The organism is Paenibacillus ottowii (assembly GCF_006874425.1).
Classification (GTDB): Bacteria; Bacillota; Bacilli; order Paenibacillales; family Paenibacillaceae; genus Paenibacillus; species Paenibacillus ottowii.
Genome location: NZ_VIJZ01000001.1, coordinates 473,532 through 494,330, shown reverse-complemented (window position 1 = coordinate 494,330; position 20,799 = coordinate 473,532). Strand labels below are relative to the sequence as shown.

General features: G+C 46.2%; 21 protein-coding genes, 6 tRNA genes and 1 riboswitch. Of the genes, 6 read left to right on the top strand and 21 right to left on the bottom strand.

Annotation, left to right across the window (positions count from 1 at the left end; translation table 11 throughout):
• Positions 1-259: 259 nt before the first annotated feature.
• The 5 genes from kdpC to FKV70_RS02290 all read right to left on the bottom strand — a co-directional run bounded on the left by kdpC (position 260) and on the right by FKV70_RS02290 (position 5,552).
• On the bottom strand, positions 260-988 hold the full coding sequence (gene kdpC, locus FKV70_RS02310; RefSeq protein WP_142611711.1) for a potassium-transporting ATPase subunit KdpC: 729 nt from the start codon (positions 986-988) through the stop codon (positions 260-262).
• 19 nt (positions 989-1,007) lie between these two features.
• Positions 1,008-3,038 (bottom strand): potassium-transporting ATPase subunit KdpB, encoded by a 2,031-nt coding sequence (gene kdpB / locus FKV70_RS02305; protein ID WP_142611710.1) that lies wholly within the window; start codon positions 3,036-3,038, stop codon positions 1,008-1,010.
• 40 nt (positions 3,039-3,078) lie between these two features.
• Entirely contained in the window at positions 3,079-4,755 is a 1,677-nt protein-coding gene (gene kdpA / locus FKV70_RS02300) for a potassium-transporting ATPase subunit KdpA (protein ID WP_142611709.1), read from the bottom strand.
• 141 nt (positions 4,756-4,896) lie between these two features.
• A complete protein-coding gene (gene kdpF / locus FKV70_RS27055; RefSeq protein WP_080567893.1) occupies positions 4,897-4,974 on the bottom strand; it encodes a K(+)-transporting ATPase subunit F in 78 nt (25 codons plus the stop codon).
• A gap of 182 nt (positions 4,975-5,156) precedes the next feature.
• Positions 5,157-5,552, bottom strand: a complete 396-nt coding sequence (locus FKV70_RS02290) for a hypothetical protein (protein WP_063208011.1) — start codon at positions 5,550-5,552, stop codon at positions 5,157-5,159.
• A gap of 113 nt (positions 5,553-5,665) precedes the next feature.
• A riboswitch (cyclic di-AMP (ydaO/yuaA leader) is annotated at positions 5,666-5,837 on the bottom strand.
• Positions 5,838-6,301: 464 nt separating this feature from the next.
• Here FKV70_RS02290 and FKV70_RS02285 point away from each other — a divergent pair.
• Complete coding sequence (locus FKV70_RS02285) at positions 6,302-6,787, top strand: glutathione peroxidase (RefSeq protein ID WP_063208008.1); 486 nt, start codon at positions 6,302-6,304, stop codon at positions 6,785-6,787.
• 142 nt (positions 6,788-6,929) lie between these two features.
• Here FKV70_RS02285 and FKV70_RS02280 read toward each other — a convergent pair.
• Positions 6,930-7,012 (bottom strand) — tRNA-Leu (locus FKV70_RS02280).
• Between the two features lie 260 nt (positions 7,013-7,272).
• On the opposite strand from FKV70_RS02280, the gene FKV70_RS02275 reads away from it, so the two are divergent.
• Positions 7,273-8,010: an urease accessory protein UreF gene (locus FKV70_RS02275; RefSeq protein ID WP_142611708.1), complete on the top strand. Its 738-nt coding sequence runs from the start codon at positions 7,273-7,275 to the stop codon at positions 8,008-8,010.
• 292 nt (positions 8,011-8,302) lie between these two features.
• Entirely contained in the window at positions 8,303-8,524 is a 222-nt protein-coding gene (locus FKV70_RS02270; protein WP_013369935.1) for a Rha family transcriptional regulator, read from the top strand.
• Between the two features lie 118 nt (positions 8,525-8,642).
• Here FKV70_RS02270 and FKV70_RS02265 read toward each other — a convergent pair whose 3' ends face one another.
• The 6 genes from FKV70_RS02265 to FKV70_RS02240 all read right to left on the bottom strand — a co-directional run bounded on the left by FKV70_RS02265 (position 8,643) and on the right by FKV70_RS02240 (position 10,628).
• Positions 8,643-9,026 carry a helix-turn-helix domain-containing protein gene (locus FKV70_RS02265; protein WP_063208002.1) on the bottom strand — a complete coding sequence of 128 codons (384 nt, stop codon included), beginning with the start codon at positions 9,024-9,026 and terminating at the stop codon, positions 8,643-8,645.
• Positions 9,027-9,115: 89 nt separating this feature from the next.
• On the bottom strand, positions 9,116-9,490 hold the full coding sequence (locus tag FKV70_RS02260; RefSeq protein WP_063207999.1) for a helix-turn-helix domain-containing protein: 375 nt from the start codon (positions 9,488-9,490) through the stop codon (positions 9,116-9,118).
• Positions 9,491-9,675: 185 nt separating this feature from the next.
• A complete protein-coding gene (locus FKV70_RS02255; RefSeq protein ID WP_063207997.1) occupies positions 9,676-10,131 on the bottom strand; it encodes a MarR family winged helix-turn-helix transcriptional regulator in 456 nt (151 codons plus the stop codon).
• 165 nt (positions 10,132-10,296) lie between these two features.
• Positions 10,297-10,379, bottom strand: a tRNA-Leu gene (locus FKV70_RS02250).
• A gap of 15 nt (positions 10,380-10,394) precedes the next feature.
• Positions 10,395-10,470, bottom strand: a tRNA-Lys gene (locus FKV70_RS02245).
• Positions 10,471-10,556: 86 nt separating this feature from the next.
• Positions 10,557-10,628 (bottom strand) — tRNA-Glu (locus FKV70_RS02240).
• Between the two features lie 247 nt (positions 10,629-10,875).
• Between FKV70_RS02240 and FKV70_RS02235 the strand changes: the two genes are divergently transcribed.
• The gene (locus FKV70_RS02235; RefSeq protein WP_063207994.1) at positions 10,876-11,637 is read left to right on the top strand and encodes a DeoR/GlpR family DNA-binding transcription regulator; all 762 of its coding nucleotides are present in this window, start codon (positions 10,876-10,878) and stop codon (positions 11,635-11,637) included.
• Positions 11,638-11,709: 72 nt separating this feature from the next.
• On the top strand, positions 11,710-12,585 hold the full coding sequence (locus tag FKV70_RS02230; RefSeq protein ID WP_063207991.1) for a Cof-type HAD-IIB family hydrolase: 876 nt from the start codon (positions 11,710-11,712) through the stop codon (positions 12,583-12,585).
• A 169-nt stretch (positions 12,586-12,754) separates the two neighbouring features.
• Here the strand turns inward: FKV70_RS02230 and FKV70_RS02225 are convergent.
• The 3 genes from FKV70_RS02225 to FKV70_RS02215 form a co-directional block, all read right to left on the bottom strand.
• Positions 12,755-12,843, bottom strand: a tRNA-Ser gene (locus tag FKV70_RS02225).
• Between the two features lies 1 nt (position 12,844).
• Positions 12,845-12,920, bottom strand: a tRNA-Asn gene (locus FKV70_RS02220).
• 44 nt (positions 12,921-12,964) lie between these two features.
• Positions 12,965-13,477, bottom strand: a complete 513-nt coding sequence (locus FKV70_RS02215; RefSeq protein ID WP_142611707.1) for a SprT family protein — start codon at positions 13,475-13,477, stop codon at positions 12,965-12,967.
• Positions 13,478-13,619: 142 nt separating this feature from the next.
• Here FKV70_RS02215 and cmpA point away from each other — a divergent pair, with 142 nt between their 5' ends.
• Positions 13,620-13,754 carry a cortex morphogenetic protein CmpA gene (gene cmpA / locus FKV70_RS02210; protein ID WP_016821163.1) on the top strand — a complete coding sequence of 45 codons (135 nt, stop codon included), beginning with the start codon at positions 13,620-13,622 and terminating at the stop codon, positions 13,752-13,754.
• A 106-nt stretch (positions 13,755-13,860) separates the two neighbouring features.
• Here cmpA and FKV70_RS02205 read toward each other — a convergent pair whose 3' ends face one another.
• From FKV70_RS02205 to FKV70_RS02180, 6 genes are all read right to left on the bottom strand, one after another.
• Entirely contained in the window at positions 13,861-16,083 is a 2,223-nt protein-coding gene (locus FKV70_RS02205) for a Tex family protein (protein WP_208738387.1), read from the bottom strand.
• A 179-nt stretch (positions 16,084-16,262) separates the two neighbouring features.
• The gene (locus tag FKV70_RS02200; protein ID WP_007429335.1) at positions 16,263-16,613 is read right to left on the bottom strand and encodes a type II toxin-antitoxin system PemK/MazF family toxin; all 351 of its coding nucleotides are present in this window, start codon (positions 16,611-16,613) and stop codon (positions 16,263-16,265) included.
• A 6-nt stretch (positions 16,614-16,619) separates the two neighbouring features.
• On the bottom strand, positions 16,620-16,901 hold the full coding sequence (locus FKV70_RS02195) for a CopG family ribbon-helix-helix protein (protein ID WP_063207982.1): 282 nt from the start codon (positions 16,899-16,901) through the stop codon (positions 16,620-16,622).
• 293 nt (positions 16,902-17,194) lie between these two features.
• Complete coding sequence (gene alr / locus FKV70_RS02190) at positions 17,195-18,391, bottom strand: alanine racemase (RefSeq protein ID WP_063207979.1); 1,197 nt, start codon at positions 18,389-18,391, stop codon at positions 17,195-17,197.
• A gap of 266 nt (positions 18,392-18,657) precedes the next feature.
• The gene (locus FKV70_RS02185) at positions 18,658-19,935 is read right to left on the bottom strand and encodes a DUF4367 domain-containing protein (protein WP_142611705.1); all 1,278 of its coding nucleotides are present in this window, start codon (positions 19,933-19,935) and stop codon (positions 18,658-18,660) included.
• Between the two features lie 110 nt (positions 19,936-20,045).
• A complete protein-coding gene (locus FKV70_RS02180; protein ID WP_142611704.1) occupies positions 20,046-20,678 on the bottom strand; it encodes a LysE family translocator in 633 nt (210 codons plus the stop codon).
• Positions 20,679-20,799: the final 121 nt, after the last annotated feature.

Genomic DNA, 20,799 nt, shown 5'->3' with positions numbered 1-20,799 from the left:
AGTAAAAAAAGAGGTATTCCAGGAAGCAAAATAGCCATGGAATACCTCATTTTTCATAATCCCCGTACCCATGACAAATGGAATACTCCCCAATTGTAGAATGCTCCTGAGTACAACACGTGTGATGGTTCTTGGGCTGAAGCCAAATGTCCATCAAACAATGATACTTCCTTTGTAGCGACCCACCTCAGAATATCCCAATCCGTAGAAAAAAGGTATCCCTCCACGCTTATCGCTCGGGGATACCTTTTTCATCTATCTATGACTTAACTGGCTTAACCTTCATTAGCGCTTCAAGCGCGAGATTCAGCTTGAGCACGTTCACACGCGGCTCGCCGAACACCCCGGCGCTGCGGCCTTCTGTCTGCTCCTGCACCATTGCCTTCAGCTGGTCCTGCTCAATCCCCGTCAAGCTGCTAATACGCGGAATTTGAGCCTGTGCCGCCTGTGGCGAGATGTGCGGGTCCAGACCAGAGCCGGAGTTCGTAATCAGGTCCAATGGAACCTGACTTACGGGTACATCCGGGTTATGCTTCTGCCAATCCGCAATAGAATCCTTGATCCGCTGCACCAATGCCGGATTGGACGGCGCATAGTTACTTGAGCCTGAGCCTGCCCCATTGTAATCAATACTTGATACCCGGCCTTGGAAAAAAGCGGGATTAGTAAAGGACTGTCCAATCAGCTCGGAGCCAATTACCCGCCCCTCCGCATCACGAAGCATACTGCCATTTGCTTGCTGCGGAAACAGGATCTGCGCTACCCCTGTACTGACTAGCGGATATGCCAATCCGCACAACAGGATCATTAGCACAGAGGTTCGTAAAGCCACTCCAATAACTGTACTTCCTCGCATCTCTTGTCTTCCTGGTTGATTTTCCGCAACCGCCTTCGTTCCTGTACGTATGTTATGACCTTGTCCCACAGATCCTGCTTTTTCATGTGCAGCAAATCTGCGTCCAGACAACATCCGATAAAAACCACTCATGTCGCTCACCCTTTCTGCGCTAAATCCACAAATGCACTAGCAAATCAATAGCCTTGATGCCGACAAACGGTACCACCATACCGCCCAGCCCATAAATCAGTAAATTCCGTCCCAACAGACGATCCGAGCTCATCGGCTTATACTTTACACCCTTCATTGCGAGCGGAATCAGAAGTGGAATAATGACTGCATTAAAAATAAGCGCCGATAAAATAGCCGATAACGGGGAACCCAGTCCCATGACATTCAATGCACCCATTTGCGGAATGGCCAGCATGAACATCGCCGGAATGATGGCAAAATATTTGGCAACATCGTTCGCAATACTGAACGTTGTCAATGCCCCGCGCGTCATAAGCAGTTGCTTCCCGATGGCGACCACCTCAATAATTTTGGACGGATCGGAATCCAGGTCCACCATATTCGCAGCTTCCTTGGCCGCGACCGTACCGCTATTCATGGCAAGACCGACATCTGCCTGAGCCAGCGCAGGCGCATCATTGGTGCCGTCTCCGGTCATGGCCACCAGCTTGCCCTGCTCCTGCTCACGGCGGATAACCGCGATTTTGTCCTCCGGCTTGCTTTCTGCAACAAAGTCGTCCACACCTGCTTCGCGTGCAATGGTCGCAGCGGTCAGTGGATTATCACCGGTACACATAATCGTACGGATACCCATTTCCCGGAGCTGATCAAAGCGCTCCTTCATACCTGGCTTCACCGTATCCTTCAAATAAATAATGCCGTATATCCGATCATCCAGCGCCACTGCCAGCGGTGTACCTCCTTCTGCGGCTACCTGATTCGCTTTTTCCTCCAGATCGGCCGGAACACTGCCTTTTTGTGATACAATCCACTGCCGAACAGAGTCCACGGCGCCTTTACGTACTCTTCGTCCATCGGCGAGATCCAGACCACTCATCCGGGTTTCTGCCTTGAACTCGATAAAGGCTCCACCTGCTGCCAAGGAATCGTCCAGTGTATATTCCTGCTTGCGCATCAATTCCAGTACTGAGCGTCCCTCTGGCGTCTCATCCTTGAGTGAACTCATCGCCGCCCATTTCGCTAGCTCTGCCTTTTCTATACCATCCACCACCACGAATTCACTCGCCATCCGGTTTCCAAAGGTGATGGTACCCGTTTTATCGAGAATCATCGTATTGATGTCCCCGGATGCTTCTACCGCCTTGCCTGACATAGCCAGCACGTTAAACTGGGTAACCCGGTCCATACCAGCTATCCCAATGGCCGACAAAAGCCCGCCAATCGTGGTCGGTATCAGACAGACCAGCAACGAAATCAGCACGGGAACAGGCAAATCAATCTTAAAATGACGGGCTATCGGGGCCAGCGTCACCACGACAATGAGAAAAATAATCGTCAAGCTGATCAGCAATGTATTCAGCGCAATTTCATTTGGCGTTTTTTGCCGCTGTGCACCTTCTACAAGCGAAATCATTTTATCAATAAACGTCTCACCCGGCTCAGTTGTAATCCGCACCTTAATGCGGTCACTGACCACCCGCGTCCCGCCAGTTACCGAGCAAAAGTCACCGCCCGATTCCTTGATGACCGGAGCCGACTCTCCCGTAATCGCAGATTCATCCACCGAGGCCAGACCTTCAATGACCTCACCATCGCTTGGAATCATTTCGCCCTGAGAAACAATTACCACGTCACCTTTACGCAATGCTGTCGAGCTGACCACCTGAATCTCATTCCCGACGAGCTTATTAGCTTGTGAATCCTGCTTGGATTTTTTCAAGGAAGCAGCCTGTGCCTTCCCCCGTCCCTCTGCGAGCGCTTCGGCAAAGTTAGCAAAAAGCAATGTAAACAACAGAATAATAAAAACAGCCAAGTTAAAGCCCATCTCATTACCGGCTCCAAAATAACCGGGAAGCAGCAGCATGAGCAGCACGACCAATGTACCGATCTCTACGACGAACATGACAGGATTTTTCATCATGATCATCGGATTTAATTTTATAAAGCTATCCTTGACTGCCTGCTTCAAGATGCTTCTATCCAGCATGCGTTTGCGTTCTTCCTTCATGATCAAGCACCCCGTTCATCCATTCTCATTTTCTTCTTCATTACATGGTCAAAAATTCAGCTACAGGCCCTAATACGATCACCGGCAAAAAGGTTAACGCACCAATCAACAGGACAACTCCGATTAGAATAGCTCCAAACAGCTTGTTGTCCGTGCGCAGTGTGCCCGTCGTCACCGGGGTCGGTGCTTTGGCATTCAATGAAGCCGCTACAGCCAGCAATGCAATCATGGATACATATCGTCCAAAGAACATAACGGCTCCTGTTGTTACGTTCCAAAACACGTTGTTATCTGCAAGACCTTCAAATCCCGAACCGTTATTTGCCGCAGATGATGCATATTCATAAAGCACCTGAGTCAACCCGTGGTATCCGGGATTAGAGACTGCATCGTATCCCCAATGGCTCATAAACGCAAGCGCAGTTGGAGCGAGAATGAGAAACGGATGTACCAAAATGGCAATCGCAATCAGCTTCATTTCTTTGCCTTCAATTTTCCTACCCATAAATTCCGGGGTTCTTCCGACCATCAGTCCACATATAAACACTCCCAGAATTGCATACATCAGCATATTCATCAGTCCGACGCCCTTGCCGCCAAAGATGACGTTTAGCATCATTTCTCCCAAAGCAGCCATACCACCTAGCGGGGTCAGTGTATCATGCATATTATTGACCGAACCTGTCGTTGCCGCCGTTGTGACCGTAGTGAATAATACCGATTGTCCAATGCCGAAACGAACCTCTTTCCCTTCCATGCTTCCCTGAGATGCATCCACCCCCAGTGTCTGGATTAACGGATTACCTGTCTTCTCCGACACATATGTAATGGATAGAAAAATAAGAAACAATACCATCATCGAGCTGAAAATAATCCAGCCCTGCTTGCGATTACGGGCAAACAAGCCAAAAGTATACGGCAGCGAAGCCGGCATTACCCACATGGCTAGAATCTCCAGTACGTTCGTCCAAGGACTTGGATTCTCAAAAGGGTGCGCAGAATTAGCTCCAGCATAACCGCCCCCGTTCGTGCCCAAATGCTTGATAGATTCCAGTGAGGCAATGGGCCCCATAGCAATCTGCTGCTGTGTACCGCTTAAAGTTGTAATATCCGCCGTAGATTGTAGCGTTTGCGGTACCTTTAGCCCTACCAGCACCAGCGTAAGCACAAAGGCAAGCGGCAGGAAAATCCGTATGATGGCTTTAATAAAATCTTGAAAAAAATTGCCCAGCCCTTCACCGCGCCGCGTCAAACCTCTCATAAAAGCCGCAGCAACCGATAATCCAGATGCAGCCGAAGTAAACATCATCATCGTGATGAACGCCATCTGTGTCAGATACGTAAGCCCGCTTTCACCGCTATAATGCTGGAGATTCGTATTGGTCATAAAGCTGATTACGGTATTAAAGGCCAATGACGCTTCCATATTACTGTTTCCAACCGGATTGCCCGGGAGTATCGCCTGCAAGCGCAATAGCAGATAGCTGATCCCTACAAGCACCACATTGGTTGCAATGAAACTCAAAGCATATGTGGTCCAACGCATGCTTTCCTGTTTCTTCAAGCCTATAGCCTTATAAATCAGCTTTTCCGTCCCAGCAAAAATCCGATCCGTCCGATTCGGTTCATTTGAAAATACGTGATACATATAGGTCCCCACTGGCTTAACCAAGAGCAGCAATATGACAATCACAATTCCAATTTGCAGTAGCTCCATCCTCTATTCCTCCTTAAAATGCTCCTGCATTTGGAACAACAGACCTAATTCAGACCATCCATTGAGTGCACACGTTTGCGAATATGCCCTTGATGCTTCATTCTTGATCTGCTGTTCCCGCCTGCTCGATCCTATCGTTGACTAGAACTTTTCAGGATTCAGGAGTGCGTAGATTAAATACACGAACACAATAACCGTGAGCCCTAGCACAACGATCATCCTTTTCGCCCTCCTTTTGAGGTCTGCACATCACACCAGCGTATAAACAGCAATATCACTCCATAACTCACAGCCATTACGAGCAGCATGTATAAATCCATCATGTTCCTATCCTCCGTATCGCTCCTCAGATTGTCCTTTTGATCCATCATAAAATCTTAAACCAGCTATGTTATAAGTGCTTATCCGTTCAGCAAGAAACCCACCTCTCCGTTCAATGTGTAGATCACATGGTCCGCTCCCAATCCCCGATAAATTCCTTGTGGATTACAGCCGTGCGTAATAACATAGATCGGTTCTGATGTTAGTGGCCGACATATTTGCAGGAAACGGCAAGTCAAATTCAAGCTGTTTTCGAACAAATACACACTCCCAATTTCTTTACTAGGAAAATTCCATTTTCCCGCTTGCATCGTATTGATGCGCACAATGTGCTCCACACCCATTTTTTTGAGCTGTCGTTCCTCCTGGGTACTGTTTGTGAGAACTGCAAACGCCAATTTTTTGAACATGAGCAATTTCACAAAACTTCTGCCCGCTTCATTCGGTGCAGTGACAATAATTAACCGACCTTCCATCAGTAGCTCCTCTCCCGGTATAAAAAGACAACAAAAAGAAGCCGAAGGAAAAAGGCTTCCTCCGGCTTCATACATTCCATGATAAAATAAACCATGGCTGCACACGGCGGTTTGTTGCCTCTCCCTGTACGCTTACGAGGTTAGCTGTCGGATTCGGACGTGAGAGTCGCCCTATTTACGGCACTTGACCGAAAAATTCACCCCATGAGACACGCGGCTTTCAAAGCCGTACATGTTCGTTGGTTCCCCCGCTTTTGCAACTGCAAAATTCAGCGCTTTAGACAATTCGTTGTTGCTTCATTGTTGTTAATTTGAAATTACGTCTTGAATCATACACCCGTGCAAGGAAGACTGTAAAGCTCAACAGCAAGGCTATAAATCGACCTTTAGAGCATAAAAGATTAATAATAACGCTTACAACACATCTATGCTTCTCACATCTCTCGAAATCTCTATATTTCACCCCTTTTTGAAAATGAAAGGCATGTCAATATTGGCGTAGGGTAAGGCATGGTTGCTCCTTAATTGTAAAAAGGAAAGAAAATACGCTATATGTACCAGATAATTACCGATTAAACCCGTTTTTATGAGAAAGAACTCCTCAATTAGCCCCATTTGAAGCGCAATTTACCGTTTTGAACAAAAGATGATTTTACAATAGTTCAATGCCTGTATACTCTTCCTGGCTTGCAACCTTCCCTTGAGTTGTTTACAATTTAATTGTAGACTATTGAACGAGGAGGAATAGCATGAGCGTATATGAATATAATGCGCAGACCCTGCAAGGAGCGCAAATTCCTTTATCCACATATGAAGGGAAAGTTCTTCTTATCGTGAACACTGCCAGCAAATGTGGGTTAACCCCCCAATATAAAGCACTACAAGAGCTATACGACCAGTATCATGAACAGGGGCTCGAAATTTTGGGATTTCCCAGCAACCAGTTTGCCAAACAAGAGCCGGGTTCCAACGAGGAGATCTCCGAGTTTTGCCAACTCAATTATGGTGTGACCTTTCCGATGTTCGCCAAAACAGATGTCAATGGTGATCAAGCTCACCCTTTATTTCGTTACCTGACCCACACTGCTCCGGGCGTATTGGGCTCTAAAGCGATCAAATGGAATTTTACTAAATTCTTAATTACACGAAAAGGTAATGTATTTAAGCGTTATGCGCCGCAAACCACTCCAGATAAGCTTGCAGGAGATATTGAAAAGCTTTTGCAGGAAAACTGACAATCTTTCTTCATAACAGTTAACGAGCGATCCGTTGTCATGGGTCGCTTCTGTGGCGGGATGTATAAAGAAAGTTAACAAAAAAAAGCATCCCTTCACATAAAACGTGTCAGGATGCTTTTTAACTAGGTATTGCACATAATGCGGTCGAGAGGACTCGAACCTCCACGGGCGTACGCCCACTACCCCCTCAAGATAGCGTGTCTGCCATTCCACCACGACCGCATGTCATAATGTATTGAGGCAACAGATTTATTATACTCTCTCAGCAACAATTTGTAAACAGAAATATAATAATTATTTTATATGTCGCTTTATATAACATATATGAGACATAAGAATATTTTATTTGACATAAAATATTCTTATGTAAATATATATTACATAATCATTTAAGTTAACTCATTATAAACAATATTAAGTTAAATAATATTACACAGGTATTCACTTCAAGGAGGCGAACCATCCTGCATAAAGGTAACCGATTGCTAAACTACGCATTATTGTTGGACCCTTCCCTACCCGTTGGTGGTTTCACCCGATTTCACGGACTGGAGGAACGTTTCCGCAATGGATACTTGAACAGTCTACAAGATCTGGAGCATTACATGCGGGACGAGTGGTATCCTCACATTACAACCCTTGACGGCATGGCCATCAAAAATCTGTATGTCGCCATCCAGCAGAATGACGGTTGGCGAATCGCCCTTATTGATAAAATGCTGTATACCCAACATCCTTCCTCGCAGCATATAAAAGAGTCGCGACTTTCCAGTCAGCGTCTGCTCAAGCTCACAAAGGCTCTCTATCCTTGGCTAGAATTTGACCAACTGGAAGACACACTCATTCAATACAAGGCAATCGGCACACTTGCTACTGTCCACACTTGGATTAACTTCCTCCTCGACACTGATATAGAACAGACCATTCACGGCTATTTTGCCACAGCGGTATCCTTCTGTGTCGAAGATGCCTTCAGACTGCTCAATCCTCCTTACGAGGAAAAAAATTCTCTTATTGCTCGCATGACCAGCGAGCTGCTCACCACCTGGAAGAAGTCTAACAAACCTAAGCCAAGCTCATTTCAGCGTCACCTTCTCCACAAACATCGAACCAACTCCTACATCACTCAGCCACCTTATATGAGCCAAAGTAGCCAATTGGATGCATCCAGGTCCCTTTCCTCCCCAGAGCTGTTTAAACGCCTTCCAGCATCCCTCTGATGCTTCATCTCACCAATCTAACAGTCATAATAAAAAATACTCTGTCCTTTCCTCAAGCGGCAGAGTATTTATTTATTCATCTATCCGAATTCACACCAATAACAGTCTATAGCCGGATTATTTACACTTCATACACTTAATTAAGTATTTTTTTAACGAAATAACGTATTTACGATTGTATAAACACGTATAAAAGTGTATCATAGTTTTAGATGGTTAATTCTAACATGTTTACTGATGATTATTATATCACACCAATTATTCTGCAAGAATCCGTAAGGGGCGATTTCTCTTGAACAACAAAATGCCTGTCACCTCCTTCGGGTGGGCCATCAAACAAAGGCTTGTCGAACTTCGACTGGATCAGAAAACATTTTGTGAGACACATAACATCCCGCCTTCACGCTTGTCCAATCTGATTCATGGCACCCGCAAAGCACAGAGGTACAGAAAACAAGTTGCTGCAATTCTGAATATCGACGATAACGATTATAAGGAGGCGACACCGCACTAATCCCAACAAGTATTTCAACAACAGTCATGCCGCCATATGATCGAGCAACCAAATAAACCCGTAAACCGAACCCCTCAGTCCGTTTTACGGGTTGTTCACCCAGATACTCAGCCATAAGTTACTCAGGCTTTACTTTGTCCTTCTCCCTTTTTTGCTTACGGTATTTGGCAAATTCAACATATTCTAAAATAAAGTTCTGTTCCTCTGTCTCCAGATCTTCTGCCTGGCAATTCAGTGGCCCCATCACCCCAAAAAAATAAGCAGCCTTCTGCTCCTGAAGCACGCCTTCCCCCGGCTTGATCCCTTTCATCAACCAATCGAGCGATACATTAAAAAAGTCCGAAATTTGAATCAAATGGGCGGTACCCGGCGTTGTTTTTCCCCTTCTCCAATCACCGAGATTTCCTGAACTGATTTTAAGCTTCTCACAAAATGCCTTCTTGGTCATTCCTCGATCCTTAATTAAAGCTTCAATCCGCTGATAAATAGTTTGATCTCCCACAATGGTTCCCCTCCGAACGCTGTAACTTTTTTCTAATTACTTCCAATCATGCACATTGGATCACACTCATCAAATCCCACAGCCAATTACTAACCCGTAGTTGAATTGTGCTGGTTTTTCTCTTTACGAAAGCGGGTAAATTCAATATACTCAAGTATAAAATCTCTTTCCGCCTCACTTAGTGATTCTCCTTGGCAATTCAATTGCCCTGAAGCTTCAAAAAAATAAGGGTCTTGCGACTCCTTTAGCACCTTACCCTGCACGTCTCGACCCAGCATAATCCAATCCAGACTGGCATCAAAAAACGAAGCGATTTCAATGAGTTTATTCGTGCCCGGTGTCGTTTTTCCTCTTTTCCAATCTCCAAAGTTTCCAGTACTAATGCCTAACTGCTGACAAAACGCCTTTTTCGTCATCCCTCGTTCCTTAATGAGCTCCTCAATGCGTTGGTAAATAGATTGCATAGAAGTCCCTTCCTCCCTAGCAGGCTCTCAAATAACGATATCATGTCCCCTGTTCCTAATTCAAAGATCACGTGTGCTAAAATTACCGAATTATGTATGTTGGCTTTCATTATACCACAATATGCAACAAAAACCGCCCGTTTTCCGAAGAAAGGGCGGTTTTTAAGTCAGTTCGCTCATGCTAATCATGTAGTAGCGTTATCGATTTTAAGTAGAATCTGCTTCAATTCGTTCAACGTTTCACTCAAGTGCAACAAATCTTCTTCTGGAAGATACACCAGTCGCTCTTGAATTTTATTGGAGAAGGTATGAAATACCTGTTCACAAAAAGCGTCGCCTTCTTCTGTAATAGCTACGTTCACAACTCTACGATCCGAGTCACACGATTGGCGGTCAGCCAGCCCATGCTCCACCAGCTTATCCAGCAGAGGAGTCATGTTGGGACGTGAGACGTTAAGTTGTTTGGACAAATCTGATACCGTAGACGAACGCACTTCACGCAGAAGCATTAACACCTGAAAGTTATTAGGTGACAAATGCAAAGGAAGATCAAGCGGACCGTAGGTGAAAAATTTCTTCTTCACAATCGGAAACAAGCCCAAAATATTTTCTGATATATTTCCTAACAGTTGAGTGTCCATATTTTTCACCGTCACTTCATAAGTTTATATATTTATTATTCTATAACATTATGGCGTCATATTATACTATGGAATCATTATTTCATCATAATCATTGTTTAATTCCATCAATGCACAAATAAAAAAAGCCTCTAACGCGAGAGACTTTTCCGTTTATTCCATTGATGCGGTCGAGAGGACTCGAACCTCCACGAGCATACGCTCACTACCCCCTCAAGATAGCGTGTCTGCCATTCCACCACGACCGCATAACAAAATATAAATGGTGAGCCATGAAGGACTCGAACCTTCGACACCCTGATTAAAAGTCAGGTGCTCTACCAACTGAGCTAATGGCTCATGCTGTTCATCCAAGCTGTCCGCCACTAGACTAGACCTCAGGAATTTCCCTTAAGCATGCAACATGTAGTCTGTAAAGACAACAATGACCCGTAGGGGATTCGAACCCCTGTTACCTCCGTGAAAGGGAGGTGTCTTAACCCCTTGACCAACGGGCCTTATGATATACACCAACTTGGCGACAAGAAAGAGTATATCAAATAAAATAGTAAATGACAATACTTATTTTTATAAATTTTAAAAAAACTATTTTTTTATAATTAAAAAAATGCATATTCACTTACACTTCCTTATCTCCAATTCTCTATTTCTTAAAAAATCACCATAATCGATTGCAATATCACTTACATTTACTTATAATCACTTACGAGATACCGAAATTATTATATATTAGAGGAGCTTTCTATGTATCAGGAAGAACGAATGTTAAAAATCTTGGAGTACTTACAGCTTCACAAGCGCATTTCGGTGGATGATATTTGTGAAATTTTTAATGTTTCACGAGATACTGCCCGTCGAGACCTGGTAAAGCTTGAGGAGCATCAAAAAATTATTCGCACCCGCGGCGGCGCTCTTCTTCCTAAACTGCATCACGATCCAATTGGAAACTATAACGAAAGACTACTAACTGTATCAGAGGAAAAACAAGTCATCGGACAACTGGCTGCCAGCATGGTACGAGATAGGGATCGTATTATATTGGATTCCTCGACCACCGTACAGGCATGTGCAGAAAGACTGAATGTGCGCGAATGTTCGGTCATCACCAATTCAATTAATCAGGCTGACGTGCTATCCAGAAAGGACGGTGTCTCCATTCATCTGTTGGGAGGCCACCTGCAAAAAGAACACCGGTATGTATATGGCTCGGCCGTAATCGCCACTTTGTCTCGCTATTTTGTAGACAAAGCTTTTATCGGCATTGGAGGTATATCCGCTCACGGACTAAGCCTGATTCATGAAGAAGACGGTATGCTGAAGCATCAGATGATGAAACAGGCAGATCAAGTGATCGTCCTTGCGGATCATTCGAAATTCGGAATCAATTTTCCGTATCGTTTTGCGGATTTGTCTGAAATAAATATCGTGATCACCGATCGTTTGCCAGAACCAGCAATGCTGGAAATCTTGCAACATCATGATATTGAAGTGGTTGTCCCCTCGTAGCATTGAAGTTAATTCCTCTTACTAGATTCAAAATATATAACTGAGAGATCAAAAGACAGGAGCTGGAGAGAAATGAAACTGTTCGCGATTGATATGGATGGAACACTGCTGAACGAGGAAGGAAAAATAAGCAAAGCGAACGCTGAGGCCATTCGCAAGGCGCAGCAGCAAGGTGTCCAAGTGACGATTGCCACCGGCAGAGCCGCTTATGATGCCTGGACGAAACTAGAGGAAGCAGAGCTTGTCACTCCTGTCATTGGAGCAAACGGCGCCACTGTACATGATGTGCATCGTCGCCAGTTAACCTCTACTCCCATGGGCCGGAGCGAAACATTTGAAGTGCTGAGCTGGCTTGAGGATAACAACTTCTATTATGAGGTCATGACAGACCGGGCCATTTATTCTCCACAAAAGGGACATCAGCTACTTGCTGTTGAAATGGACCGCTTGCTGAGTACCAACCCGGATATTTCGCTGGATACTTTATTACATGCAGCTGAAAAGCAATATGAACAGACCGGGCATACCCGCATCGCTTCATATGAGCAGATTCCTCTGGATGTAGAGATATATAACGTGCTCTGCTTCTCCTTTGATCATGCCAAATTGGAACGAGGGCGTGAACGTTACCGGGATGTTCAGGGCCTGAACATGGTCATCTCTTCAGACCATAACTTTGAAGTCGAGCACAAGGATGCTTCTAAAGGTAATGCATTGCGTTATCTCGCGAATCATCTGGGCATCCCCATGGAGGAAGCGGTAGCGATCGGAGACAGCTATAACGATATTTCCATGCTAACGATGGCTGGGAGAGGTATCGCCATGGGCAATGCAAAAGACGATATAAAGGCAGTCTGCACCGACGTTACCCTGACCAATGTAGAAGATGGCGTTGCCCATGCTCTGCTGAATCTACTCAAAACCGTCGAGGCTGACGCCGTGAAATAGAAGGGACTCGTTGCGTACTGCGTACAACTCAGACTAACGCTGCTTCATGCTGTACGCAACACGTCCGTCTTACATATAGCAAATTCTTAAAAACAGATCTAGACGAAAAAGACGCTCGTAAGCATCATACCATGCATACGAGCGTCTTTATTCTGCTTATAAACACCAACGGAGAGAGAGGGATTCGAACCCTCGCACCGCTTACGCAGTCTAACCCCTTAGCAGAGGGTCCCCTTATAGCCACTTGGGTATCTCTCCATGGCTCCCCGAACAGGACTCGAACCTGTGACAACTCGATTAACAGTCGAGTGCTCTACCAACTGAGCTATCAGGGAACATTACTGTAAATTATCATACAGTACGGTTAATTTACCATGAATCAGGGGGTTTCGTCAAGTGCCAACAAACGAAGTTTACCTCCACATTTTCCACAGCGATATCGCTGTGGGTTCATTTTACGCTTGCGCATATACTCATGTTGACAGGAAACGCACACCAGCTTGTACCGATAAGGCTGAGGCTTTCTTCCCATTCTTCCCGGCAGAGTCTGACAATGCCTGCTCCCTCCTACACGGGCCAGCCATGCTTTGAAATCAGCATCGCGATGCTTATAACCCATTCCGCGCAGATGCAGATGATAATGGCACAGCTCATGCTTTATTATTTTTTCCACCTCAGAACGTCCATAAGCTGCAAGTTGATGTGGATTAATTTCAATATGATGACTTTTCATAAAATATCGACCGCCTGTAGAAGACAGACGTGCGTTAAAGGTGGCTTGATGTTGAAACGGCACGCCGAAGCTCTCCAGCGAGATGCGCTCTACCCATGCTTGAAGTTCTTCATTACTCATGCAAAGTTTCATTGAATTGCCCAGAGACTTGAACTCCATCCTTATGGCGTACCTCCTTTGCTTCATACTGACAAGCATATTATAAAATAACGGCCGAAGTCTAACCCTGATTCACAAGCACACTTTAGGTATCCACCCCATATGCTAAACATACAGAAGTAACGCAGAGGAGGGGATCGGCTTGCCTCAATGGCTCAGCAACCAGCTCATGCGGGCCTTTTACAAAAAGGACCGACGCCAAATTAAACTGTTAAACGATTGTTGGTTTTTTTATCATAAAGCACCTGGTATAGAATTTGATGCCAACAACGGGTAAAAGCAGAAAATCATCCCAAATGGAAAGCCGGAATCTCCAAACATGGTTCGGAGATTCCGGCTTTTTTTATACCTTCATAAAAGGTTATACAGCTTTATTTAAACCACTATGCCTGTGACTGCACATCTGTGGGAGGTTTCATGGTCAGACCTACCCTGCCTTTTTTCAAATCAACATTCAACACCCACACTGTTACGTTATCACCGACAGATACAACATCCATCGGATGCTTTACGAAACCACTGCGCAGCTGTGAAATATGAACCAACCCGTCACTTTTAATACCGATATCAACAAACGCGCCGAAATCTATGACATTGCGGACAGTTCCCTGAAGTTCCATGCCTGGTGCCAGATCCTCGATCTTCAACACATCCTTGCGGAATACAGGCAATGGCAGCTCGTCGCGCGGGTCACGTCCCGGCCGCTGGAGGCTGTCCAAAATATCCCGCAATGTTGGCACACCCACTTCCAGCTTCGCTGCCAACTGCTCAATATTGGACACATTCAGCGCTTCTGTTGCAGCTTTCGAACCCAGATCATGAGCACTGATGCCCAGTTCCGCCAGCAGGCGGTCTACGACAGCATACGACTCAGGGTGGATCGGCGTGCGATCCAGAGGATTCTCGCCACCCGGTATACGGATAAAACCAATGGATTGCTCGTAGGTTTTTGCACCAAGCCGCGGCACCTTCTGCAACTGACGGCGGTTGCTGAATTTTCCGTTCTCCTCACGGTACTTAACGATATTTTTAGCAATTGTCGCGTTGATCCCTGCCACGTAAGACAACAGCGCCGAGGAAGCTGTGTTCACATCCACGCCGACGTGGTTAACAGCCGATTCTACAACGTCCTTCAAACTTTCATCCAGATGTTTCTGCGACACATCGTGCTGGTATTGACCTACACCAATGGCCTTCGGCTCAATCTTAACCAACTCAGCCAACGGGTCCTGCACACGACGTGCGATAGACGCCGCACTGCGCTCAGCCACGTCCAAATCGGGAAATTCCTCCTGTGCCAGCTTGGAGGCAGAGTATACGCTCGCACCTGCCTCATTAACGATCAGATATGCGAGACTGCTGTCGCCAATATCCGCGATAACTTCGGCTACGAATTGCTCCGTCTCACGCGATGCGGTTCCGTTACCAATGACAATCAACTCGATACCATATTTGGCAATCAGCTGCTTGAACGTTTCGGCAGCCTCACGCTTCTTGTTGTTTGGTGGTGTCGGATACGTTACAGCCACTTCCAGCAGCTTGCCTGTGTCATCGACAACCGCCAGCTTGCAGCCTGTCCGATAGGCCGGATCGACTCCAAGCACACGACGCCCCTTGATCGGAGCCTGAAGCAACAGGCTGCGCAAATTGCCTGCAAAGATAGAGATGGCTTGTTGCTCGCCCTTCTCTGTCATTTCAGCGCGCACTTCACGTTCAATAGACGGCGCGATGAGTCTTTTGTATGCATCCTCAATGACACTGCGTAGCAGGTCCTCTACGACGGACGATCCTTTAATCACTTGACCCGCCACATAATTATAAATCGAATCCGGCGCTACCTCCAGACCAACCTTAAGAATACCTTCCCGCTCCCCGCGATTAATCGCCAGAATACGGTGGGGTGGCATTTTTTTAGCCAGCTCACGATAGCTGTAGTAGTTTTCATACACAGACTCTTGCTCGCTGTCCTTTGCTTCAGAGGTCAACATCCCATGATCCAGTGTATATCGGCGTACCCATTGGCGAATCGTCGCATCATCGGCTATATTTTCAGCCAAAATATCCAAGGCACCCTGGATGGCGGCCTCAGGGGTTTCAACTCCCAGCTCAGCATTTACATAGGCTTCAGCTTCTTTCAAAGCATCACCCTGCTTCGGCTGTCCCCATATCCAGATGGACAGTGGCTCCAAGCCCCGTTCCTTGGCCACACTGGCGCGCGTCTTGCGCTTTTGCCGATATGGACGGTACAGGTCCTCCACTTCCTGAAGTTTAACCGCAGAGGTGATAGCAGCTTGCAGCTCTTCTGTCAGCTTACCCTGTTCATCAATAATGCGGATGACCTCTACCTTACGATCCTCCAGATTACGCAAATACAGCACGCGATCTTCAATTTCACGCAGCTGATTTTCATCCAGCTCTCCTGTCATTTCCTTACGATAACGTGCGATAAAAGGAATGGTATTTCCTTCATCCAATAAACTTATCGTTGTCCGGATTTGCTTGAGTGCCAGCGACAGCTCACTCGCCACTTGTTTGACAATCCGTTCTTGGCGTTCTGCTTCGTTCGGCTCCTGCCCAATTTCCGTCTTTGTTTCCTCGTTAGACAAACCTATCCCTTCTTCCTCACAGCTCTTGTCATACATCATATCTTTTATTATCACAAAAAATGATTCAAAGCGCCAGCGGGTAGCGTAAAAGCAAGCCCTACCTATATTTTTCTTCGGACATGCAAAAGGACAGCGCTAATGCGCTGTCCTTTTCCCGTTTCACTCGTCGTTCCATCATACTAAAAATCAATCAAACCGAGACTGATTTGTAGTGAATCGCTCACTTTGCGCATGGTTTCTTCATCCAAATGGGTGATTTTGTCGGTAAGCCTTTGCTTGTCGATCGTCCGGATCTGCTCCAGAAGAACAACAGAATCACGATCAAAGCCATGCGTCGCCGCGTCGATCTCCACGTGTGTAGGCAGCTTTGCCTTCTGAATCTGTGCAGTGATAGCTGCTACGATCACAGTAGGACTAAACCGGTTGCCGATATCATTTTGAATGATCAGCACAGGTCTGACGCCACCTTGCTCGGAACCGACTACGGGTGAAAGGTCTGCAAAAAAAACGTCGCCGCGCTTTACGATCAATATGGATTACACCCCGCTAACTGTACGGCCCAAGGTGCTGTTTGCATCTTCCTCCGCGTGAAAGGCTTCGGATGCCATGGTCAAGTTAATTTTAGCCATCTCCATGTATCCACGCTGCATAGCTTCACGAATGTAACGTTTTTTACGTTCACTTACATAAAGCTTCATTGCCTGCCTGATAAATTCACTGCGGTTGGAATTTTCCATAGCTACGATCCCGTCCACTTCCTGCAAGAGATGATCTGGCAAACTGATCATTATTCTTTTGGTGTTCTGCAAATTGGCCAACTTCTCTTCCACCCCCAAAACCTTGTCGCCATTGTACCATTATAACGTTATTCCCGGTAATTTATTCAAACGGAATATAAAAGAATGTATATGATATTCGTATATCATCTATGCTGCATTCCATTATAAACTACGCAGTTCGTTTTCGTACAGGCGTTTGATCCCCGAAATACAAGTGTCAGCGGAGCCTAATGCGTCTTTTGACAGTTATAGCGCTCTTTTCTTTCCTTTGTACATATTTCGGGACGTTATACGAAAACTCCTGCTTTTATCCGGTAATTTGCGTTATGAAATTAATTCCAGCGGGTTGGAAGAAGTGAGTTCACCCGAACGACAGGAACATGATTTCGCATGTAAACACGCGGTACCCTGTCTGCGATCATGCAGATCACCTCGTAGTGGATCGTACCAAGCTTGGATGCCAGCTCGTCCGCCGCAATCATTTCGCCGGACTGCTGGCCGATGAGAACAACCTCTTCGCCGGTTTGAATTTCTTCCGCATCCTCTGCGAAAGATTGTAAGGATACCATACACTGGTCCATGCAGATCGTACCGAGTACAGGGACGCGACGACCGCGTATCAACACTTCGACCTTCCCACTTAGCATGCGGGAGTATCCATCCGCATAACCGATTGGCAGTGTGCCGATCCGCTCTTCACTAGAGGTTACATACCGGGTGCCATAACTAACTCCCCAGCCGGGAGGAAGCGTCTTGGTATAAACCACTGCTGTCTTTAAAGACAATACAGGCAACAGTTTAATGACTTGCCGGTTAACCTCATCAGATGGGTACAGACCGTATATACTGATGCCAATCCGCACCATATTGGGGGAAAGGGAAGGGGTATCAATGGTGGCCGCGCTGTTGCCCGTATGTATAATGGGAAAAGTAATACCTTGTTCCCTTAGCGCATCCGCCACGCCCCGAAACCGATCATATTGCAGCAGTGTATAGCCTTTATCTTCTTCATCCGCGCGGGCAAAATGGGTGTACATGCCTTCCAGCACCACTTGCTCTAATTCGCGAGCCTGCCGAACAAAAGCGACAGCCGCTTCTCCAGGCAGCAAACCGAGCCTTCCCATCCCGCTGTCTATTTTGATGTGCACCTTCAGCTTGCGTTCGCTTCCTTGACGGTCCAATCTGCGAATACCCTCCAGCACTTCCTCACTAAACACAGTTAATGAGATATCATGCTCCCAAGCTGTTTGGACAGCTTCAGGCGAAGTATAGCCGAGTACAAGGATCGGCAGTTCAATCCCCGCATGACGAAGCTCCAGAGCCTCATCCAGAAAAGCGACGCTCAAATAATCCGCACCAAGGCGTTCCATTTCCTTTGAAATTTCTACGGCACCATGTCCGTAGGCATTAGCCTTGACACAGACCAGCATCAGCTTATCCGCAGGCAATACCTTGCGAAAGGCTTCATAGTTGGCGCCAAGGTGATCCAGGTTGATTTCGGCCCGGGTCGATCTGTATTGTGCTTGCAAAATCCAGTCACCTTCTTCAATTGTTAGCCTGTAACGTAACCTTTACCATTCAGTTGTAGCAAAATCCTTGCTTCCAAAGGTTAATGGTAATGTTCAGAGACGTGGCTGTCAATGGCAGGGGGGCTTTGCCAGCCTCCTCTACCATATCTACAATAGAACAGGATATACAAGCGATGCACATCTTAGACTGCGAATGAACAAAAGACGGATACGGGCGGCAGCAGAGCATTGTACACTCTAGACCGTCTGCATCCGTCTATAAAATTTTATTTACCCGATTGATCCTGTATAGAAGCGGCAATTTGTATCATTTCGCTCACAGGCAGGTCAGCACTGGTGATTCTGAACTCTATACCATCATTCATCCAGGTCATCGTCTGCTGCTCGCTTCCTGTCAAAACAGCAAAGCTTCCTCCAATATCAACCAGTTCACCTGCGGAAAGTGCGACCGCCCGATCTTTGGGACGCGCCTCCACAATGGTATAGTTATACGTTCCGCTATAACGCAGCATCACCGCATGTGTGCCATTATCCTCCAGCTCAGGGGTATCCTTGATCTGTACTCCGGCTGGCGTATAGGACGGTTCGATCAAGCCAAATTCACCCATCACAGCTTCTGCGGCATCCGTTCCCGCTGACGTTCCGGTTGCAGCGTCCACTGAGCCTGGTGCTGGCTGCTGCGCCTCTCCATTAGTTGCTGCTTCCGGCTTGGACGTATCGCCTGTGGCTGTACCGTCACTCTTCGCTTCACCAGAAGGCTGCTGGACATCGCCCCCTGCGGTTCCCTGCTCTTGTCTGGCTTCACTGGATGTCACGCCAGTCGCTCCTTCTAACGCACCAGAGGCATCAAGCGGACCGCTGGAATCCACTGCCCCTGAAGATGGCGCTCCCTCGCTACCTGCACTCGTTTTTCCTGAAGCCATATTCCGTTCCATATCAAAGGAATCCTTGTCAAACTTCGTATCAAAAGCGAACTGATCAAATTTCAGATCGACAACCACCTTGGCATTTGCATCAGATACCTGTACCTGAGTAGGGGCATAGTTGTTTTTGGACAGCCATATCTTTTGTCTGACCAGCGCATGGCTGTTGTAGTTCGCCGCCACATCAAACACATAGGACTTATCATCGGTAGCCAGCTGACGAGAGGCATCACCGATAATGCTGCGAACCAGCGTTTCATATAAATATACCTGACCTTGATTGTTTGGCCAGTCGCTTTTGAATCGGAAACTCTTGTTCAGGCTGGGTGTCAGCACAAAAACACCCTCATCATTACGAAGCACAATTTGCGTAACGTCCTTTTTCTCGTTCGTCATGGCAATGCGGTAATAGGACGGCTTGCGATAGGATATATCCACCTTGTATTCCTGCGGCGTGTCGCCGGTATGCAGCGTCATCACAGCTGTACCATGGTAGCTGTTCAGGTCGCTCACCACGTCACTCAAATCTTTAACCACATCGTCTGCGCTCTTCTTGCCGCACCCGGCCAGCAGCAACGTTACACACATGACCATGGCAAGCATCCATGAAATCCGGCGCATGTCATCAACCCCTTCAGCACATGTTTTAAATGAATTAGTACATGTCTATGAAGGACTTGTTCGATTTATGCAGACTGGCATGACAAGCTTGAGCGCATCTTTGTACAAGGCTATAAAATCTTTTGGAGACTGATCATAAATTCATACAGGAAGTAAACCGAAAAACCAATCAAAACCACACCAGCACAGATCGTAACCCATTTGATGGCGGTTCGGTTCATGGCTTTTCGTGTTGTCGCTACAAGGGTCATCAAGCCTAAATCATGGATAAGAATACCAAACAAAATACCTAAGCCAACAATCAGGAATTGACTTGTATTTGACCGATCAAATGAACTTGCCAGCACAGTCCCAAAAACACTCACCCAGAACACTAAATTCCCTGGTGAAATAGCGACAAGCAGCCCATTTTTATAGGAAGAAAATAATGATTTCGTCTTTTTTTCTCCTTCTAGCGCAATATCATGATCCGCATTTTTGATGCTGTCGTACCCTACATAGCACAAAAATACAGCTCCGATGAGCCACATGATCACCTGTACAATAGGTAAGGATAGGACCGAGGCCAGACCAAAATATAAACCAATGATTAATAACAAATCGACGGTCATTCCCCCAAGACCCACAATCCATCCATGCATAAATCCATTCTTTAGCCCTTGCTTCGTCATTTCAACCGTAATGGTACCTATAGGTAACGCTATAGAGAAACCTAGTAAAACATATGTAATAAACAATGCCATTTCAAAACCCCTTTCAAATGTATAAAACTGATACTCTATACCATAAAAAATGACAAATCAATAACATGTTAAAGAACGTATGGACGAAAACCACTTAAGGCTCATTTTGTACAAAATCGGA

What these genes read in the sequence shown, in the direction of transcription:
- kdpC (WP_142611711.1), bottom strand. Translation starts at nt 988, where the DNA reads ATGAGTGGTTTTTATCGGATGTTGTCTGGACGCAGATTTGCTGCACAT.
- FKV70_RS02260 (WP_063207999.1), bottom strand. Translation starts at nt 9,490, where the DNA reads ATGCAATCTATTTACCAACGCATTGAGGAGCTCATTAAGGAACGAGGG.
- FKV70_RS02285 (WP_063208008.1), top strand. Translation starts at nt 6,302, where the DNA reads ATGAGCGTATATGAATATAATGCGCAGACCCTGCAAGGAGCGCAAATT.
- kdpB (WP_142611710.1), bottom strand. Translation starts at nt 3,038, where the DNA reads ATGAAGGAAGAACGCAAACGCATGCTGGATAGAAGCATCTTGAAGCAG.
- FKV70_RS02185 (WP_142611705.1), bottom strand. Translation starts at nt 19,935, where the DNA reads ATGCGCCGGATTTCATGGATGCTTGCCATGGTCATGTGTGTAACGTTG.
- kdpA (WP_142611709.1), bottom strand. Translation starts at nt 4,755, where the DNA reads ATGGAGCTACTGCAAATTGGAATTGTGATTGTCATATTGCTGCTCTTG.
- kdpF (WP_080567893.1), bottom strand. Translation starts at nt 4,974, where the DNA reads ATGATCGTTGTGCTAGGGCTCACGGTTATTGTGTTCGTGTATTTAATC.
- FKV70_RS02230 (WP_063207991.1), top strand. Translation starts at nt 11,710, where the DNA reads ATGAAACTGTTCGCGATTGATATGGATGGAACACTGCTGAACGAGGAA.
- FKV70_RS02180 (WP_142611704.1), bottom strand. Translation starts at nt 20,678, where the DNA reads ATGGCATTGTTTATTACATATGTTTTACTAGGTTTCTCTATAGCGTTA.
- FKV70_RS02290 (WP_063208011.1), bottom strand. Translation starts at nt 5,552, where the DNA reads ATGGAAGGTCGGTTAATTATTGTCACTGCACCGAATGAAGCGGGCAGA.
- FKV70_RS02215 (WP_142611707.1), bottom strand. Translation starts at nt 13,477, where the DNA reads ATGGAGTTCAAGTCTCTGGGCAATTCAATGAAACTTTGCATGAGTAAT.
- FKV70_RS02235 (WP_063207994.1), top strand. Translation starts at nt 10,876, where the DNA reads ATGTATCAGGAAGAACGAATGTTAAAAATCTTGGAGTACTTACAGCTT.
- FKV70_RS02255 (WP_063207997.1), bottom strand. Translation starts at nt 10,131, where the DNA reads ATGGACACTCAACTGTTAGGAAATATATCAGAAAATATTTTGGGCTTG.